This window comes from Myxococcus sp. CA051A, assembly GCF_013336705.1.
Taxonomy (GTDB): domain Bacteria; phylum Myxococcota; class Myxococcia; order Myxococcales; family Myxococcaceae; genus Myxococcus; species Myxococcus llanfairpwllgwyngyllgogerychwyrndrobwllllantysiliogogogochensis.
Map to the genome: position 1 here is coordinate 643795 of NZ_JABUMS010000003.1, position 17012 is coordinate 660806.

The window sequence follows — 17012 nt, forward strand, 5'->3', positions numbered from 1 at the left end:
GCGTCACCGCGCTCCAGCAGGAGGCTGACTTGGGGCTACGGCGTGGCGCACGTGTTGAGCGCGAGCCCATTCGCCACGGTGGACCGGGCCACGGTGTGCCGGGCGAGCGCCAGCACTCCACCGTCTTCGTACACGCGCCGAGCGAGCGCCACGGCCTCCGCGCCGTGGACCGTCAGCGTGGCACCCGAGGCGTCCGTCACCGCCACCGCGCCGTCCGCCGCGCCTTCCGCGCGAACGAGCAGCGCGCCCGTGTCGTCGCGCACGGCCATGCCGTTCTCCAGCGGCTCGAAGTAGCGGATGACGGGCTCCTGACCCGCGCGCTCCAGTGCCAGCTTCATGACGCCGCTCTCCGCGTCGCGCGACATGCGCAGCACGTCCGTGGGGCTCAGGCGGACGACGCGCGTGCCGTCGTCGGTGCCGTCCGCGCTCGACACGGGGTTGTTGCCGCTCCAGAACTCGATGCTGTTGATGATGAGCGCGTCGATGAGCGTGCCAATCCCATAGACGGGGACGATGACGAGCACGAGGAACATCAACCACTGCACGAACTTCTCACCGGAGATGTTCTTGTTGAACTGCCAGATTTTCTGCGTGAGCTTGAAACTGCCGAAGCACCCGGTCGCATGCATGGAGATGAAACCGGCGCAGAGCACAGCGAGCCACGGAGACGGACGCTTCATCATGGGCCCTCCTTGGGAGGATGGAAGGACTGCGGAGGCGGACCCACCATGCCACGGTGGATTTCCCCGGCGACACTTCGTTCGCATCCCAGTCCAATGCTCACCACTCGAAAATCCCCCGGGTGCGAGGATGCGCGGGTGACTCCCGTCCACTTCTTCATGAGGGCCTGTGTGCTGTGCCTGCTGTCCCAAGGCGCGCTCGCCGCGACACCGCCCGACGCGGGTCCGCCTGTCGAAGCTCCGCGCGCCGTGCGCGAGGCCGCCCAAGCGCCTCCGGCCGCGCTGGCTTGTCTGGCGAAGTGGTATCCGGTGCTGACGCCGGTGCGCCTCGACGCGGGCTGGGGCTTCACGCTGCCGGATGGACGCGCCCATCCGTTCGACGACGGCCAGCAGAAGTCGTTCCCGCGAAAGCTGGAGGCCCCGGACCTGGAGGACACGCTCTCCATCGCCTATGTCGCGGGCCCCATCGCTCCGGTGACTCGCGAGGACGAAGACCCCGGGCGCATCCGCTTCGAGCCGCTGTTCGAGGCCATGTACGGCGATGCGAAGGAGAAGGTGGACGTGGTGCCGCTCGTGTTCCTCGGTCAGCGGCTCAAGGTGCACCGCAAGGTGGCGCCCGCGTTCCAGCGCGTCGCCGCGCGGCTGGAGGCGCTGGTGGCGAAGGACGCCTCGCTGAAGCCCTTCCTCCAGGGCGTGGGCGGGACGTTCGTCTGGCGCAACATCGCCCACACGACGCGCCGGAGCGCGCACTCCTACGGCGTCTCCATCGACCTGAACACCGCGCGCTCGCACTACTGGGAATGGCAGCGGCCCCGGCTGCCGGTGCGCTGGCGCAACGCCGTGCCCCAGGCGCTGGTGGACGCCTTCGAGGCGGAGGGCTTCATCTGGGGCGGTCGCTGGTACCACTACGACACGATGCACTTCGAGTACCGGCCGGAGTTGCTCGACGCCGCGTGCGCTCCGGCGCGGTGACGCTCAGTCTCCCTCGCTCTGCACGAGGCCGTACTTGTGCAGCAGGGAGTAGAGGTGCTTGCGGTCCAGCTCGGCATCGCGAGCGGCGCGGGCGATGTTGCCCTTGGCGCGGCCGAGCAGGCGCGTGAGGTACTCGCGCTCGAAGGCGCGGATGAGCTCGTCCTTGCAGACCTTGAAGGGCCCGGTGAACTCGGCGGGGAGGAAGTCGCCCGCGGGGGCGGGGGGCTCGCGGGTGAATTCGCGCAGGAGCGTGTCCCCGGCCAGCTCCGGGATATCCACCATGTGCCGGGCGCGCTCGAGCGCGTTGCGCAGCTCGCGCACGTTGCCCGGCCAGGTGTGCCCGTTGAACTGCTCGCGAATCTTCTCCGGCAGCCGCAGCCACAGCCCCTCGCCGGCGAACGCGTCCACGAGGAGGGGGATGTCCTCCTTGCGGTCTCGCAGGGGCGGCAGGTTGACGGTGAAGACGGAGAGGCGGAAGTAGAGGTCCTCGCGGAAGCGGCCCGCCTGCGTCTCCGACCAGAGGTCCTTCTTGCTGGCCACGACGATGCGCGCGTCGAAGGAGATGGGCGTGGACGCGCCGAGCCTGCGGAACTCGCGGTCCTCAATCGCACGCAAGAGCTTGGGCTGGAGGTCCAGCGCCAGGTCGTCGATTTCGTCGAGGAAGAGGGTGCCGCCGTTGGCGCGCTCCAGGCAGCCGATGCGCTGGCTGACGGCGCCGGTGAAGGCGCCCTTCTCGTGGCCGAACAGCTCGCTCTCGATGAGGGAGTCGGAGACGCTGGCGCAATCAAAGACGACGAGCGGCCCGGGTGCGCGCGGGCTGAGCTTGTGGATGGCCTTGGCGGCGGCGCCCTTGCCGGAGCCCGTCTCGCCGACGAGCAGGAGCGTGGAGTCGGTGGGGGCGATGCGCTGGAGCAGCGCGAAGATCTGCCGCATCGGCAGGCTGCGGCCCACCAGGTCTCCCAGCCGGTCCTCCAGCGTGGGCTCCACCTGGACGGGGGCGAGCTGGGGGCTGAAGCGCAGGCGCACGTCGCCCACTTCGAGCAGGGCGCCGGGGCGCAGGTACGCCTCGCGGATTTGGGCGCCGTCGAGGAAGGTGCCGTTGGTGGAGCCCAGGTCCTGGACGAGGAAGCGGTCGCCCTGGCGGCGCACCACCAGGTGATTGCGGCTCACCGTGGGGTGGTCGATGACGACGTCGTTGTCGGGCGCCTTGCCCACGCGAAGCGCTTCGTTGGCGAGCGGGAAGACGGTGCCGGCACGCTCGGTATCCAACAGGACGAGGTGGAACTGTTGCGCGGAGAGTCGCTCACCCTGTGCCCGTGCATTGATGACCGTGTGCGCGGGGATGGGGGCTGGGGGGAGAGGGGGCATGACCGGGTGGGGATTGTAGACGGCTTCTCGCCGCGAGGTGACTTCCTGTCGGGTGGGGTGGCGCCCGCCCTCCGGCCGACCGGGCATGGTTGGAGCCCCAGCGGAGCGTGATACGACGGGCAACCCCTATGCGCACCCGCTTCCTGCTCCTGATGCTGGCCTCCGCCTGCGCCACTGTCCCGCAGGCTTCCGCCCCCACCACCCCCTCTTTGGCGCCCCCCGCTCCGACACGTGTCTGGAAGCAGGCGCGCGCGGTGGTGGTCCGTCATGCCACGGTGATGCCCGCCACCGGCCCGGCCATCGAGGATGGCGCGGTGGCCTGGGTGGACGGCAAGCTGACGGCGGTGGGGCGTAACGCGGAGGTGACGACACCTCCGGGGGCGGAGGAGGTGGATGGCACAGGCCTCTACGTCACCCCGGGCATCATCGACGCCCACAGCCACCTGGGCGTCTACGCGACGCCGGAGACGTTCTCCACGGGCGATGGCAACGAGGCCACGGCGCCGGTGACGGCCGAGGTCTCCGCCGAACACTCGTTCTGGCCGCAGGACCCGGGCCTGCGGCGCGCGGCGGCGGGTGGAGTCACGGCGCTGCTGGTGCTACCGGGTAGCGCCAACCTGATTGGTGGCCGGGGCTTCCCGGTGAAGTTGCACTTCGGACGGTCGGCGGCGGAAGTCCGCTTCCCGGGCGCGAGGGACGCGCTGAAGATGGCGTGTGGTGAGAACCCCCGGCGCGTCTACGGCGAGGGCCGCAACGTGGCGCCGTCCACCCGCATGGCCAACGTGGCGGGCTACCGGCAGGCGTTCGCCCAGGCCCGCGAGTACATGTCCAAGCTGGAGGAGTGGGCGAAGAAGAAGGAGAAGACGCCGGACGACGCGGGCCCCGCGCCGCTGCGCGACTTGAAGCTGGAGACGCTGGCGGAGGTGCTGCGCGGCAACATCCTGGTGCAGAACCACTGCTACCGCGCGGACGAGATGGAGGTGATGCTCCAGGTGGCGGAGGAAGCCGGCTATTCGATTCGGGCCTTCCACCACGCGCTGGAGGCCTACAAGGTCCGCGACAGTCTGGCCGCGAAGGGTGTTGCCGTCGCGACCTGGGCGGACTGGTGGGGCTTCAAGCTGGAGGCGTGGGACGGAATCCCCGAGAACGCCGGGCTGGTGTCGCAGGCGGGGGGCAAGGCCGTCATCCACTCGGACTCGGGCTTTGGCATCCAGCGGCTGAACCAGGAGGCCGGCAAGGCGATGTGGCGGGCGCGGGAGTCCGGCGTCCCCATTCCCGAGGAAGAAGCGCTGCGCTGGGTGACGCTGAACGCCGCGTGGGTGATGGGCGTGGAGGGTGTCACCGGTTCGCTGGAGCCGGGGAAGATGGCGGACGTGGTGCTGTGGAGGAACCACCCGCTGAGCGTCTATGCGAGGGCGCAGCGCGTGTGGGCGGACGGCGTGGTGACGTTCGACGCGGGCGCGGGCGCGGTGGAGGCGAGCGACTTCGAGGTGGGGGAGCTGGCGGCGAGCGCCGCGAAGCTGGTGGCCGCTCCCGCGCCGACGCCGTCCCTGGCCGACCTGGGCCTCGTCGCGCGCTGCGATGTCTCGAAGGAGCGCGCGTGCGCGGAGCTGGTGCCGCAGGGGCAGGAGGCGTGCACGGTGTTCCAGGGCGTGACGGCCTTCACGGGCTCGGCCTGGGTGAAGGGCGCCACGGTGGTGCTGGAGGGCGGCAAGGTGTCGAGCGTGCGCTCGCAGGGCGAGGGCGGCGCGCTCCCCGCGGGTTGCCGGACGGTGGACGGCAAGGGGCGGTTGTTGACGCCGGGCCTGGTGGACCCGCTCACCTCGCTGGGGTTGGTGGAGGTGGGCGCGGAGGTGTCGACGCAGGACGACGGGCTGCGCGGAGACGCGGCGAAGCGGGACGTGCGCGCGGCGCTGGTGTCGGCGGACAGTGTCAATCCGGCCTCGGCGGTGTTCCCGGTGACGCGGTTGGGCGGCGTCACCAGCGCGGTGACGGTGCAGCACGGAGGGCTGGTGGCCGGGCAGAGCGCCTTCGTGGCGACGGACGGCTCGGTGCGCCGCGCTTCGCTGGCGATGCACGTCAACCTGGGCATGGGCGGACGGGATGCCTTATCGGGCTCGCGGGCGCTGGTGCTGGAGCGGCTGCGCGAGGTCTTCTCCGACGCGCGTGAGTACGGCCGCCGCAAGGGTGACTTCGAGCAGCGGCGCATGCGGGACGTGGCGGCGAGCCGGCTGGATTTGGAGGCGCTCCAGCCGGTGCTTGCGGGCACGTTGCCGGTGGTGGTGACGGCGCAGAAGGCGTCGGACATCCGGGCGGCGCTGGCGCTTTCGCGCGAGTACAACCTCAAGCTCGTCATCGCCGGAGGCAGCGAGGCGTGGATGGTGGCGTCGGAGCTGGCCGTGGCGAAGGTGCCGGTGATTCTCCAGCCCACGCAGAACCTGCCCATGGACTTCGACCGGCTCAACAGCCGGCTGGACTCCGCGGCGCTCCTGACCAGCGCGGGTGTGAGGGTGCTGTTCTCCGTGCTGGGCGAGCCCGCGATGGTGCGCACGCTGGCGCAGGAGGCGGGCAACGCGGTGGCCTGGGGCCTGCCGCACACGGATGCGCTGCGCGCGATGACCTCCAGCGTGGCGGATGCGTTCGGACTGCCGGTGGGGAAGCTTTCTCCCGGCGCGGTGGCGGACGTGGTGCTGTGGAACGGCGACCCGCTGGAGTCCGCGTCGCGGCCCGTGGGCATGTGGCTGGCCGGACGGCAGGTGCCGCTCGTCAGCCGTCAGCAGGCCCTGTTCGAGAAGCACCGCGTGCTGCCCGCGAAGTAGCGCGGGCCTGGACGTACGACGGCGGCCGCCCCCAGGTGAGGACGGCCGCCGCGTTCAAATCCATGGACCCGGGGGGGCCGCTAGTTGCCCTCGAAGACCCCGATGGCGCCCGCCACCCACTTCTTCGTGGTGGTGTCCTGGTAGCCCATGAAGCCCACCAGCATCCGCCGGCCATCGCCGGAAGCATCTCCCTGGATGTCGCTGATGCGGGACATGCCGTACTTGCGGCCGAAGTCCGTCAGGCCGTAGTTGATGATGCTCCCGCCCTTGAGGCGCGACAGGCCACCGCCCCACGACGCGCCCACCCAGATGCTGCCGTCGGACGGGTCCAGGCCGATGGCGGACAGGTGCTTGTCCACCAGCCCCGAGCCCGCGCCCATGTGGCCCAGCACGGTGCCATTCGCATCGATGTGCACCAGGCCGTTGCCGAACGAGCTCAGCCACGCCGTTCCGTCACGCGCCACCACCGCGCCGGAGATGTTGTCGGGCACGCGCTCATTGGGCTTCGAGTACTCGGGCTTGGCGTCCGGCCACAGGTCCAGCTTGTTGCTGCTGTCGTTCTCCGAACCCGTCTGCGAGCGCCAGAAGTTGCCGCCGTTGGTGCCGTAGCGGAAGCGCGTGGTGCGGTCCGAGCCGCCGAACCAGACGTCGCCGCTCGGGTCCACCGCGACGCCGTAGTAGGCGTCCGTCAGCAGAATCACGCCGCCCTGCGCGTTGTACGCGTTGATGTGCGGGTGCACGTGCTCGAAGACGCCGGAGCAGTTGAGCTGGCCGTTGCACATGGGCGCGCCGTCGAACTCCGCGTTGCCGCGCGCGAAGCCGTGATTGCCGCCGAACCACACGCTCGCCTTGTTGTTGCCCAGCGCGTGCTTGTCGTAGCGGATGCGCAGCACGTTGCAGATCTTCTCGCGCCCTCGGGGCTCGGCCGCCACCACGTTGGGGCCGGAGAAGATGTCGTAGTGCACCACGTCCAGCGTGCCGTCCGAGTTCAGCGTCACCTTGTCCGCGTCACCGCTCTTGTAGCGCGCCGGGTCCGGGCTCGGCCCGTCCCAGTTGTTCTCGCAGTGCTCGAAGCCCTTGCCCGGCATGCCCTCGTAGCCCACGAAGACGGTGCCCGACTTGCCGCCCGCCACGGAGATGACCTTCAGGTACTTGGCCCCCGGGGGCGTGCTGCCATCCGCCATGAAGCCGTAGGGGCGCAGGCCGTTCTCCATGCCGAAGCGCACGAGCCTCTCCGCGCCGCGCTTGAGCAGGAACAGGCCCTCCTCGCCGCCGGCCACCCAGACGTTGCCGCCCTCGTCGGCCGTCACGCCGTAGACGGTGACGGGGCCGCCCTGGTCCGCGCCGTAGAAGCGCCAGCCCGCCGGCGTCGGCAGCGGCGGAATCTCCACGTCCTGGCGAGGGTCCGGCGGAGTCCCGCCGTCCGTGGGAGTGCCGCCGTCCGTCGGAGTCCCCGAGTCCGGCGTCTCCGTGGGCGTGCCCGAGTCGGGAGGCTCCGTGGGCGTGCCCGAGTCTGGCGTCCCCGCGTCGGGGATCTCCTCCGGCGGGCCCGGGCGTCCAGGCGGAGGGCCCGGGTCATCCATGCCCGGGTTGTCCTGCTCCGAATCGTCGCCGCTCTTGCTGGAGCCGCAGCCCACCACGGTCCACATCGCGCCCGCCATGACGAGCGCTCCTGCCCAGCGCCATCCCCGCGTCATCCGAACTCACCCCACGAAAACCTGGGCCGCCCCGGATGGGCAGCCTTCCGGGGCCTCTGCATCGCAAGGCCGATGCCAGGGTTGGCTGCCGTTCCAAGCGGGACTCCGTCCGGTCCCGGACAGCCAGTGGGAAGCACAATCCCCAGTCTGGGAAAGTCGCTGTCCCGAAGACCCCCTCATTCGTGCTAGTGCCTTCCGGAAATGGGTGGGAACGACGCACGCGGTCGCACACCGTTGTCCTTGGTGGGGCAGGAGCCGGACCTCCTGTTCTACACACGCCAGGCGACCGAGCACGGTGCGCCCGTGTTGGTATTGGGCGCCGCCAACGGCCGGGTGGTCTGGGCATTGGCCGAGCACGGCTTCACCGCCGTGGGCGTGGACCCCTCGGAGGTGATGATTCGCTCCGCCGAGGAGCGCCGCGCCTCGGAGCCTCCGGAGGTCGCCAGCCGCGCCCGCTTCCTCGTCGCGGACCTGCGCTCCATCCGCCTTCAGGAACACTTCCCACTGGTGCTCGCCCCGCAGCACGCGCTGGGGCTGATGCCGGGCAATGATGACCTGGAGGCGTTCCTCTCCACGGTGCGCCACCACCTCACCCCGGGGGGCACCTTCGTGTACGACGTGCTCAACACGCCCCGCGAGCCGGTGCTGCCGCGCGACGACGAGGAGCCCAACGCGGGCCTGGAGCCGCGCCGGCCCCTGTTCGCCCTCCACCTGCGCGAGCGCAAGCAGCCAGGCGTGCCCAGCCCCATCCGCCGCCTCAAGCTGCGGCACTTCTCTCCGGAGGAGCTGGACGCGGCCCTCACCGGCGCGGGCTTCATCCCGCGCGAGCGCTACGGCCGCTTCGACGGCAAGCCCTTCGACCTGGAAGACTCGCGCCACATCGGCGTCGCCGGCCCGTGAGCACGGGCCGGAGTGCTCACTTCTCGAAGCGGTAGCCCAGGCCCCGCACGGTGACGAAGTGGCGGGGCTCCTCCGGGTTCGGCTCGAACTTGAGGCGCAGCTGGCGCATGAAGTTGTCCACCGTGCGCGCGCTGCCCTCGTAGTGGTAGCCCCACGCGCCGGACAACAGCTCCTCGCGGGTGAAGGTCCGCTCCGGGTGCGCGAGGAAGTGCGCCAGGAGCTTGAACTCCTGCGCCGTCAGCTCCACCGGCGTGCCGGCCTTGGCCACCGTGCGCGCGTTCATGTCCACGCTGACGTCGCCGAACGTCACCGGCGGCGCGGCCCCGAGCGTCGGGTAGCGCCGGCGCAGCACGGCCTTGATTCGCGCCAGCAGCTCCTGGAGCCCGAAGGGCTTCACCACGTAGTCATCCGCGCCCAGGTTGAGGCCCAGAATCTTGTCCGTCTCCATGCCCTTGGCGGACAGCACGACGACGGGGGTGTCCCGGCCGCGCTGGCGCAGCTCCTTGAGCAGCTCGAAGCCGTTGAGCTCCGGCAGCATCAAGTCGAGCACGACGAGGTCCGGGGCCTCGTCCAGCGCGCGCTGGAGCCCCGTGCGCCCGTCCTGGGCCTGGAGCACCTCGTAGCCCTCGAAGCGCAGGTTCATGGACAGGCCGGCGAGGATGGACAGGTCATCCTCCACCACCAGGATGCGGCGGGTCGTCTCGCTCATGCCTTCTGCACCGGCAGGTGGATGGTGAACCGGCTGCCGCGGCCGGGCTCGCTCTTCACGGCGATGCGTCCGCCGTGAGCCTCGATGATACGCCGGGCGATGGCCAGCCCCAGCCCACTTCCCTCCGTCTTCCGGGTCAGCAGATTGTCCACCCGGTAGAAGCGCTCGAAGATGCGCTTGCGTTCCTTCGGAGCGATTCCCACGCCGTTGTCCTCCACCGCCAGGTCCACCCATCGGCCCGAGCGGCGTGCGCTCAGCTCGATGCGTCGGTTCGTTGGCCCGCTGTACTTGTAGGCATTCTGGAGCAGGTTGAGCAGCGCTCCCGCGACGGCTTCCTTGTCCACGTCCACGCGCGGCAGCCCCTCGGACACGTCGACCTTCAGGTCCACGCCGCCCTCCAGGCGCTGCGCGCGGAAGGCGGCCACGGCCGTGTCCACCACGTCCATGACGGGCATCGGCTCGCGCTGGTACACCTTGCGACCGCCTTCGATGCGGGACCAGTCCAGCACCCGCTCGATGAAGACGGACAGCCGCTCCGTCTCTCGCGTCAGCAGGGTGAGCACCTCCTGCATCTGCGCCGGGTCCTTCAGCCGCCCCAGGGCGAGCGTCTCGATGAACATGCGGATGGAGGTGAGCGGCGTGCGCAGCTCGTGGCTCACCAGCGACACGAAGTCCGTCTTCATGCGCGACAGCCGTGCCTCGCGGTAGAGCACGCGGCCCGTGTAGACGACTCCGAACGTCAGCGTCAGGTAGAACAAACCCAGCAGCACGCCGTACACGGCGCGGTTGCGCGCGGAGGCCCGGGCGACGGGGTCCTCGCCGGTGGGCAGCACCACCAGACGGAAGTCTTGAAGTGGAGGCGACAGCACGCGCTCGGCCAGCACTTGCGGCCCCAGCGCGCTGGCGCGAGCCTGCGCCACCTCCGACACCAGCTTGCCCATCAATCCGCCGCCCTCGCTGCTCTCGCGGGGCACGGGCATCAGCGCGAAGCGCACCGGCTCGCTGGACACCGCGCGGGGCTCCACACGCTCCGTCAGCAGCAGCTCCAGGGCGCGCACGGACAGGCGCACGCCGCGCACGATGTCGCCCTTGCGCTCGGCCACCACGACGACGGAGCGGCCTCCGGCGGACAGCGAGAAGACGGTGGGTACTTCAGGCAGCGAGCCGACCTCCGGCATGACCGCGCCCAGGGCCTCCATCAGCAGCGGGTCCTCCGTGAAGGTGCGGCCGCCCTCGAGCTGGAAGGTGCCGTCGGGCTCCGACAGGATGCGTCCATCCGGCGCAAGCAACTGGAGCCTGCCGCCTTCCTCCGCGAGCTTCGCGGCGGACAGCTCCTTGGGCAGCTCCTGGGACAGTGACTCCAGCGTGCCCCGCCACGCGGACTCCAGGCGCTTCTCCACCGCGGCGCGCTCATTGATGATGGCCACCACGCCGAAGCCGGACAGGCCCGCGGACGGCAGCACCACCAGGATGATGAGCAGCGCGAAGGTGCGTCGGAAGCTGAGGATGACGGAGGGGGAGCGGGACACGCCCCTCTCCTTTACTCCCACCCGGCGCTACACGCTCGTGGCGTTTCGCCCGGGCGGAGGGGCTCGACTGTTCGCCACCCGCACCCAGGGAGGGGAAGGAATCGACTTCGGAGGCCTTCTGATGCAAGCATGGCCGGCTCGTGGGGGCGGCGAGCGACCAGGGCCGGGCGCCATTTCCCCTCCACGACACGGCGCGGCATTTCCCAGCGATGAGAGCAGTGGGCGGCATTCTCGTCGGGAACCGCGAGGAGGACACTTCATGAGACGGCACGTTCTGGCCGGTGTGGTGGCGGCGCTCGGGCTGATGGCTTGCGAGGACTCGTCGACGGGTGGCGGGTGGAGCAACGCGTCGGGCTCGGTGGCGCTCAGCCGGGATGATGCCTTCCTGTACGTGGTGGACGCGGACACCGGGGTGCTCGCGGTGGTGGAGACCGCGCGTGGGGAGAAGGTGGGCGAGGTGAAGGTGGGGGCGGGCCCGGAGCGCGTGGTGGTGGGGCCGGACGACACCGTCTACGTCTCCAACCGGGCCGAGCGCAGTGTGTCCGTCATCCGCCGGGGTGACTGGCGCGAGGCGGCGCGTGTGGCGGTGGGCGTGGAGCCCATGGGGCTGGCGGTGTCTCCGAAGGGCGACACGCTCTACGTGGTGAACAGCACCGCGCTGGACTCCACCACGTACGGCACGCTGATGGCGGTGGACACGCGCTCGCTGGAGGTCCGCTGGGAGCTGCCGGTGGGCGAGGAGCCGCGCGGCATCGCCCTGGTGGACGATGGGCGACGGGCGCTCGTCAGCCTCTTCCGGCATAGCGATTTGGTGACGGTGGACCTGGCGGACGCGCACCAGCCGCGCATGCAGCGCGAGGGCACGGACCTGTACGCGCGGGCCAACACGGAGGACAGCTTCGCCGACGACGAGCCGTTTCCGTTCCCCTCCACGAGCGTGTCCTTCCGGCCTCGCGGGATGTCGGACGTGGTGGTGTCTCCGGACGGCAAGCACGCCTACTCGCCGACGCTGTGGGCGCGCGAGGATCCGCTCACCGGTTCGGGCTCGAGCCCTGGGGGGGGTGAGTCGCTGTATGGGGGCGGAGGGCCCTGCAACACGGCGGGCGTGGTGGCGCCGGGCATCGTGACGTTCAACACGGAAGACGGCACGCCCCGGGTGGATGACCTGGACCGGTGCCGGCCTCCGCCGCGCGAGGACCCTGACTTCCCTCCGTCCACCATCGTCAGCCCGGAGTCGAGCCATCCCATCCAGGGGCCGGTGGCGGCGGTGGTGGACCCATCGGGCCTGTGGCTCTTCGTGGTGAACCGCGAGACGGACAACGTGGCTGTCATCCCCACGAATCGTCGCGAGGGCGCGGACCTGGTGAACGTGAAGGGCAGTACGGTGCGGCAGTTGGTGCGCGTGGGCTCGGGGCCCAGCGGCATCGCGCTGACGCGGGATGGGCGCAAGGCGTACGTCTACAACGCGTTCGACCACACGGTGACGACGCTGGTGAACGACGCCTCCGGCAACGTGGCCAACGTGCGCGCGGAGGGGGTGCCCCTGCGAGTGGTGGGAGACGTGCTGTCGCCGCAGCAGGTGGCGGGGCGCAAGCTGTTCTACTCCGCGCTGGACTCGCGCATGACGAGCGCGGGCGTGGCGGCGTCCTGTGCGTCATGCCATCTGGACGGTCGTGACGACGGCCACGTGTGGGGCTTCCCGGATGGGCCGCGCCAGACGCCGAGCCTGGCGGGGCGGAAGGTGACGGAGACGGGGCCGTTCCACTGGAGCGGCGAGTTCCCCACGATGAGGGACTTCCTGGACGCCACGGTGCGTGGGCGCATGGGCGGCACGGCGCTGGATGGGGTGATGGTGGCGCAGCTGTCCGCGTTCATCGACGTGATTCCCACGCCGGACAATCCCTACAAGCGCGTGGCGCTCACCGAGTCGCAGGCGCGCGGCGCGCAGGTGTTCAAGAAGGCGGCGTGTGACAGCTGTCACGCGGGTGCGCACTTCACGAACAACACGCTGGCCGACGTGGGCACCTTCATCACCACGGGCGCGAATCGGGACGACAGCAACGTGGTCGCCAAGGGGCTGAACACGCCGTCGCTGTTGGGGCTCGCGCGCACGGCGCCGTACCTGCACGACGGCAGCGCGCTGTCGCTGAAGGGGCGGCTGATGCAGAACAGCCAGTCCAACAAGCACGGCACCACGGCGAGCCTCACGGAGACGGAGGTCGACGACCTGGTGGACTACCTGCGCACGCTGTGACGTGAAGTCACGGCGTGCCCGCGTCGGGCTCCGTCGGCACCACGGCGGGGTGGACCGTCTCCGGTCGCGTGGAGGTGAGGGCGAGGCGCGTCACGTCCAGCGCCTGCTCCGGGTCTCCTCCGAGCCACGTGACGACGAGCGCGCACGGCGTGTCGTCGTCCCACGCCATCACCTGCAACATGCCCTGCGCGGGAGCACGCCGCGCGGCGGCCCGGCCGAGCGCGGGAATCTCCTCGCCGCCCATGTTCAGCGACGGCAACAGCAGGGCATGCGTGTCCACCTGTGCGTAGTGCGGCTGGCAGTCCCACGTCACCGACACCGTGACGTCCTTCTCCGACGCGGAGCGGAAGGTGCACAGCGGCCCGCAGGAGGGACACGCGCGCTCCTCCTTCATCGTGAAGCCGGGCAGCATCGACTCGCGCACGTCCGTGGGCAACAGCGCCTCGCACGCGGGCAGCGTCGCGTTGGCGACCGGCGCACGCGCCGGACCCGCGTCCGTCCCCGTCTCCGTCGGACGGGAGCGACACCCAAGCCCCAGGGCCAGTGTCACCAACAGCGCCGCGCGCCCTCCTCCTGCCCTCATCCCGTGGTCTCTCCTCAGGCGCCCGCCGCTGGCCGCGCGGCGGATGGTAGTCCGGTGCGCCGCCGTCGGTGACACGTTTCCCATCGCCTCCTGCCCGCTACCTGACGGGGCGCACGCAGGGTGGGGGAACAGCCGGCCCTGGCTCGTCTCCTTCCCTCTCCGTGGACTAAGCTGCCAGCCGTCTTCATGCCCTCCGTCCGCCTCATCCTGGTGCCGCTCGCCCTCGTGCTGGGCACGTCCGCCCGGGCCCAGCCGGCCCCCGCGGCGCGCAACCCCGCGCCCGACGAGTCCTGGACCACGCCCACCCAGGTGGACGCCCCTCGGAGGAGCGACACCCCGGACGACGCCGCGTGGACCGACTTCCCCGGCCGGACGACGGTGCCCCCGGACGCGGACGCCGCATCGCTGCCCCGGCTGCCGGAAGTGCCTCCCCTCATCCCCCTGGATGATGACGGCACCCCCGGAGTCACGGAGGCCCGCCCCCCCGCGCCGCCTCCGGGGCCTCCCCCCGTGCCGAACCGCGTCAGCCTGCTCGGTGCACACACCGTGGGCAGGACAGGCGGGGTGGCGGTCGGCCTCTCGCTGGGTTTCCCCACGCTGTCCGCTCGCGCCGCCGTGGGCGTGCTGCCCCAGGTCGATGTGCTGGTGGGACTCGACAGCCTCTACGGGATGATGAACGAGGCGCGGCTGGGCTGGCGGTGGCGGGTGCTGGATGGAGGCGCGCGCTGGAGCCTGGGACTGGTGATGGAGGGCAGTCACGCGTTCTTCCTCCGGTCCGCGAGCCTGGAGGACCGGGGCGCGCGTTACCTCACCGGCCGGCGCAACTGGAACGTGATGCCCGGCATCGTCGGCTCCTTCCAGCGCCAGGGTGTTCGCGCGTCCAGGCTCTTCATCGATGTGCGCTACCTGGTGGCCCTGGACACGGAGCCCATCCAACGCACGCCGCTGGGTGGCCTGCCACCGGACCTGGTGGCCTCCAGCGCGTGGCCCGTGCGCGTGGGCGCCGAAGTGCCGCTGAGCGAGAAAACGTCCTACTCTGTCTCCCTGGGCGGCGACTTCCGCACCCGTGCCGAGGACGCCGCCTTCATGCCGGTGGTCTCCATTGGCATCGTCACCGGTCTGTAGCACCGGCAACTGGCACGACAACGTGCCCTTTCCACCCCCTCGAGCGAGGTCTTCATGCGTGGCAGTGTCATCGGCTCCGGCTCCTTCGGTACCGCCCTGGCGAACGTGCTGGCGGTGAACTGTGAGGAGGTCCGCCTCTGGGGCCGCGAGCCGACGGTGGTGGAGGCCATCAACACCCGGCACGAGAACCCCACCTATCTTCCCGGCATCCCCATCTCCGAGCGCGTGCGCGCCACCCAGGACTTGGAAGAGGCGCTCGCCGGCGCGGAGATGGTGGTGCTCGCCACGCCGAGCCATGCCACGCGCGAGGTGCTGGCCCGCGCCAAGGCCTTCCTGCCGCGCAACGTGCCCATCATCACCGTGTCCAAGGGCATCGAGAACGAGACGCTGCTGACGATGACGGAGCTGCTGGAGGACTGCCTCCCGGAGGAGTTCCATCCGTACATCGCCGTGCTGTCGGGCCCCAGCTTCGCCAAGGAGCTGGCGCGGCGCATGCCCACGGTGGTGACGATTGCGTCCCACTGGGACAAGGTCGCGGTGCGCTGTCAGAAGGCGCTCCAGACGGAGACCTTCCGCAGCTACACGTCCACGGACGTGGTGGGCGTGCAGTACGGCGGCGCGCTGAAGAATGTCATCGCGATTGCCGCCGGCATGGCGGACGGCCTGGGCATGGGCCACAACGCGCGAGCGGCCATCATCACCCGCGGCCTGGCGGAAATCACCCGGCTGGCGGTGCGCAAGGGCGCAAACCCGCTGACGCTGTCGGGCCTGTCCGGCATGGGGGACCTGGTGCTGACGTGCACGGGCGAGCTGAGCCGCAACCGTCACGTGGGCATGGAGCTGGGCAAGGGCCGCAAGCTGCCGGACATCCTGGGGCAGATGAAGGAAGTCGCCGAGGGCGTGAAGACGGCGCGCAGCGCTCGCGACTTGTCGCTCAAGACGGGCGTGGAGCTGCCCATCTGCCAGCAGGTCTACCTGATTGCCTACGAGGACAAGAACGCGAAGATGGCGGTGGTGGACCTGATGACGCGCCAGCCCAAGTCCGAGCTCGTCTGACGCGCGGGCTGCCTGGCGAGTGTGGGCCGGGGGCGGTGTTCCAGCGCGGGGTGGGGGGCTGCTAGAAGCGGGCTCCCGTGTCCACCCCGCACCTGGCGAGCCTGTCGTCCTTCCGTGCCTTGCGTCACAAGCAGTTCGTGGCCGTGTGGTTGGGGGCGCTCGTCTCCAATGTCGGCACGTGGATGGAGGTGCTCGCGCTGGGCGTCTTCGTCACGGAGGTGACGGGCCGAGCGGAGTGGACGGGCGGAGTGGCGGCGCTGACGTACCTGCCCTCGCTCGTGTTGTCCCCGCTGGGCGGCGCGCTGGCGGACCGGTTCGACCGGCGTGTCTTCATCTCGCTGTGTGCCGTGGCGCAGGCGCTGCTGGCGGCCTGTCTGGCGGGGCTGGCCTTCACCGGACACCTCACCGTGCATGCGGTGGCCGTCATTTCCCTGCTCAACGGCTGCGTGCACGTGCTGTCGGGGCCGGCCTACACGGCGCTGATTACAGGGCTGGTGCCGAAGGAGGACCTGCACAGCGCGATGACGCTGATGTCGGCGCAGTTCAACCTGGGCCGCATCCTGGGGCCGGTGTTCGCCGCGGCGCTCCTGGCCTTCGGTGGTGTCGCGTGGGTGATGTTCCTCAACACGCTGTCCTTCATGGCGGTGCTGCTGGCGGTGGCCCGGGTGCACGCGGAGCCGCCCGTGGTCAGGCCCATCGAGCCCAAGGGCCTGTGGGCGGACATCGTCGAAGGCGCGCGCATGGCGCGAGGGGAGCCGGGCATCCGGATGGCGATGGTGTCGCTGTTCGCCCTGGCGCTGTTCATCTCGCCCTTTATCGCGCTGGTGCCGGTGTTCGCGCTCCAGGTGTTCGGCTCGGATGCGTCCGCCGCTTCCGCGCTCATCTCCATGCAGGGCATGGGGGCGCTGCTGGCCTCGGGCGTGGTGGGCGCGCTGGCGGTCCGTTGGGGCCGGGAGCGCGTGGTGGACCTCGCCGTGCTCGTGATGGGGCCGGTGACGGTCTTCTACTGGCTGTCCCCGACGCTGCCCGTGGCGATGGGGACCATGTTCGTGCTGGGCGCGGTGTACCTGGTGGTGATGACGGGGTTGAGCACCCGCTATCAGGAGCGCACGCCCAGGGAGCTGCAGGGGCGGGTGAGCAGCCTCGCGATGCTGCTCATCAACGTCGGGTACTCCGTGGGTGTCTGGGCCCAGGGGGCGCTCGCGGACCGGGTGGGCGTGCGCGCCGTCACCGCCAGCTCCGCGGCGCTGTTCCTCGTGGCCATGGTGGGGCTGCGCCTGCAGCGGCCTCGGACCGTGGATGTCGCGAGTACGTGACGTC

At 70.6% G+C, this 17012-nt stretch carries 13 protein-coding genes; 7 read left to right on the forward strand and 6 right to left on the reverse strand.

Translation table 11 applies throughout. The annotated features are described in order from the left end of the window. Positions 1–35: 35 nt before the first annotated feature. Positions 36–680 carry a DUF3332 domain-containing protein gene (locus HUA74_RS12625; protein ID WP_174454869.1) on the reverse strand — a complete coding sequence of 215 codons (645 nt, stop codon included), beginning with the start codon at positions 678–680 and terminating at the stop codon, positions 36–38. Positions 681–818: 138 nt separating this feature from the next. Between HUA74_RS12625 and HUA74_RS12630 the strand changes: the two genes are divergently transcribed. Further along, complete coding sequence (locus tag HUA74_RS12630) at positions 819–1652, forward strand: M15 family metallopeptidase (protein WP_371817229.1); 834 nt, start codon at positions 819–821, stop codon at positions 1650–1652. A 3-nt stretch (positions 1653–1655) separates the two neighbouring features. Here the strand turns inward: HUA74_RS12630 and HUA74_RS12635 are convergent, their stop codons facing one another. Beyond that, positions 1656–3020, reverse strand: coding sequence for a sigma 54-interacting transcriptional regulator (locus HUA74_RS12635; RefSeq protein ID WP_174454871.1), 1365 nt, complete (start codon positions 3018–3020; stop codon positions 1656–1658). Positions 3021–3148: 128 nt separating this feature from the next. On the opposite strand from HUA74_RS12635, the gene HUA74_RS12640 reads away from it, so the two are divergent. Next, positions 3149–5839: an amidohydrolase family protein gene (locus tag HUA74_RS12640; RefSeq protein ID WP_174454743.1), complete on the forward strand. Its 2691-nt coding sequence runs from the start codon at positions 3149–3151 to the stop codon at positions 5837–5839. 80 nt (positions 5840–5919) lie between these two features. On the opposite strand, the gene HUA74_RS12645 is transcribed toward HUA74_RS12640, so the two are convergent. Further along, positions 5920–7500, reverse strand: coding sequence for a hypothetical protein (locus HUA74_RS12645; protein WP_254623899.1), 1581 nt, complete (start codon positions 7498–7500; stop codon positions 5920–5922). Between the two features lie 279 nt (positions 7501–7779). On the opposite strand from HUA74_RS12645, the gene HUA74_RS12650 reads away from it, so the two are divergent. Next, positions 7780–8436: a bifunctional 2-polyprenyl-6-hydroxyphenol methylase/3-demethylubiquinol 3-O-methyltransferase UbiG gene (locus HUA74_RS12650; protein ID WP_246137849.1), complete on the forward strand. Its 657-nt coding sequence runs from the start codon at positions 7780–7782 to the stop codon at positions 8434–8436. A gap of 16 nt (positions 8437–8452) precedes the next feature. Here the strand turns inward: HUA74_RS12650 and HUA74_RS12655 are convergent, their stop codons facing one another. Both HUA74_RS12655 and HUA74_RS12660 read right to left on the reverse strand, forming a co-directional pair. Beyond that, complete coding sequence (locus HUA74_RS12655; RefSeq protein ID WP_141649042.1) at positions 8453–9145, reverse strand: response regulator transcription factor; 693 nt, start codon at positions 9143–9145, stop codon at positions 8453–8455. Next, a complete protein-coding gene (locus tag HUA74_RS12660; RefSeq protein ID WP_141649041.1) occupies positions 9142–10674 on the reverse strand; it encodes a cell wall metabolism sensor histidine kinase WalK in 1533 nt (510 codons plus the stop codon). Before HUA74_RS12660 ends, HUA74_RS12655 begins: the two co-directional genes overlap by 4 nt. A gap of 259 nt (positions 10675–10933) precedes the next feature. Between HUA74_RS12660 and HUA74_RS12665 the strand changes: the two genes are divergently transcribed. Continuing rightward, entirely contained in the window at positions 10934–12928 is a 1995-nt protein-coding gene (locus HUA74_RS12665) for a c-type cytochrome (RefSeq protein ID WP_174454745.1), read from the forward strand. Positions 12929–12935: 7 nt separating this feature from the next. Here the strand turns inward: HUA74_RS12665 and HUA74_RS12670 are convergent, their stop codons facing one another. Then, the gene (locus HUA74_RS12670) at positions 12936–13511 is read right to left on the reverse strand and encodes a hypothetical protein (protein ID WP_174454746.1); all 576 of its coding nucleotides are present in this window, start codon (positions 13509–13511) and stop codon (positions 12936–12938) included. Between the two features lie 186 nt (positions 13512–13697). On the opposite strand from HUA74_RS12670, the gene HUA74_RS12675 reads away from it, so the two are divergent. From HUA74_RS12675 to HUA74_RS12685, 3 genes are all read left to right on the forward strand, one after another. Continuing rightward, a complete protein-coding gene (locus HUA74_RS12675) occupies positions 13698–14636 on the forward strand; it encodes a hypothetical protein (RefSeq protein ID WP_174454747.1) in 939 nt (312 codons plus the stop codon). Positions 14637–14690: 54 nt separating this feature from the next. Next, a complete protein-coding gene (locus tag HUA74_RS12680) occupies positions 14691–15692 on the forward strand; it encodes an NAD(P)H-dependent glycerol-3-phosphate dehydrogenase (RefSeq protein WP_141649486.1) in 1002 nt (333 codons plus the stop codon). 77 nt (positions 15693–15769) lie between these two features. Then, positions 15770–17008, forward strand: a complete 1239-nt coding sequence (locus tag HUA74_RS12685) for an MFS transporter (protein ID WP_174454748.1) — start codon at positions 15770–15772, stop codon at positions 17006–17008. The last annotated feature ends 4 nt before the right edge of the window (positions 17009–17012 follow it).

Excerpts from the sequence above, each read along its gene's own strand:
- HUA74_RS12680 (WP_141649486.1), top strand. The coding sequence starts at position 14,691 with ATGCGTGGCAGTGTCATCGGCTCCGGCTCCTTCGGTACCGCCCTGGCG.
- HUA74_RS12665 (WP_174454745.1), top strand. The coding sequence starts at position 10,934 with ATGAGACGGCACGTTCTGGCCGGTGTGGTGGCGGCGCTCGGGCTGATG.
- HUA74_RS12645 (WP_254623899.1), bottom strand. The coding sequence starts at position 7,500 with ATGGCGGGCGCGATGTGGACCGTGGTGGGCTGCGGCTCCAGCAAGAGC.
- HUA74_RS12655 (WP_141649042.1), bottom strand. The coding sequence starts at position 9,145 with ATGAGCGAGACGACCCGCCGCATCCTGGTGGTGGAGGATGACCTGTCC.
- HUA74_RS12635 (WP_174454871.1), bottom strand. The coding sequence starts at position 3,020 with ATGCCCCCTCTCCCCCCAGCCCCCATCCCCGCGCACACGGTCATCAAT.
- HUA74_RS12670 (WP_174454746.1), bottom strand. The coding sequence starts at position 13,511 with ATGAGGGCAGGAGGAGGGCGCGCGGCGCTGTTGGTGACACTGGCCCTG.
- HUA74_RS12675 (WP_174454747.1), top strand. The coding sequence starts at position 13,698 with ATGCCCTCCGTCCGCCTCATCCTGGTGCCGCTCGCCCTCGTGCTGGGC.
- HUA74_RS12640 (WP_174454743.1), top strand. The coding sequence starts at position 3,149 with ATGCGCACCCGCTTCCTGCTCCTGATGCTGGCCTCCGCCTGCGCCACT.
- HUA74_RS12625 (WP_174454869.1), bottom strand. The coding sequence starts at position 680 with ATGAAGCGTCCGTCTCCGTGGCTCGCTGTGCTCTGCGCCGGTTTCATC.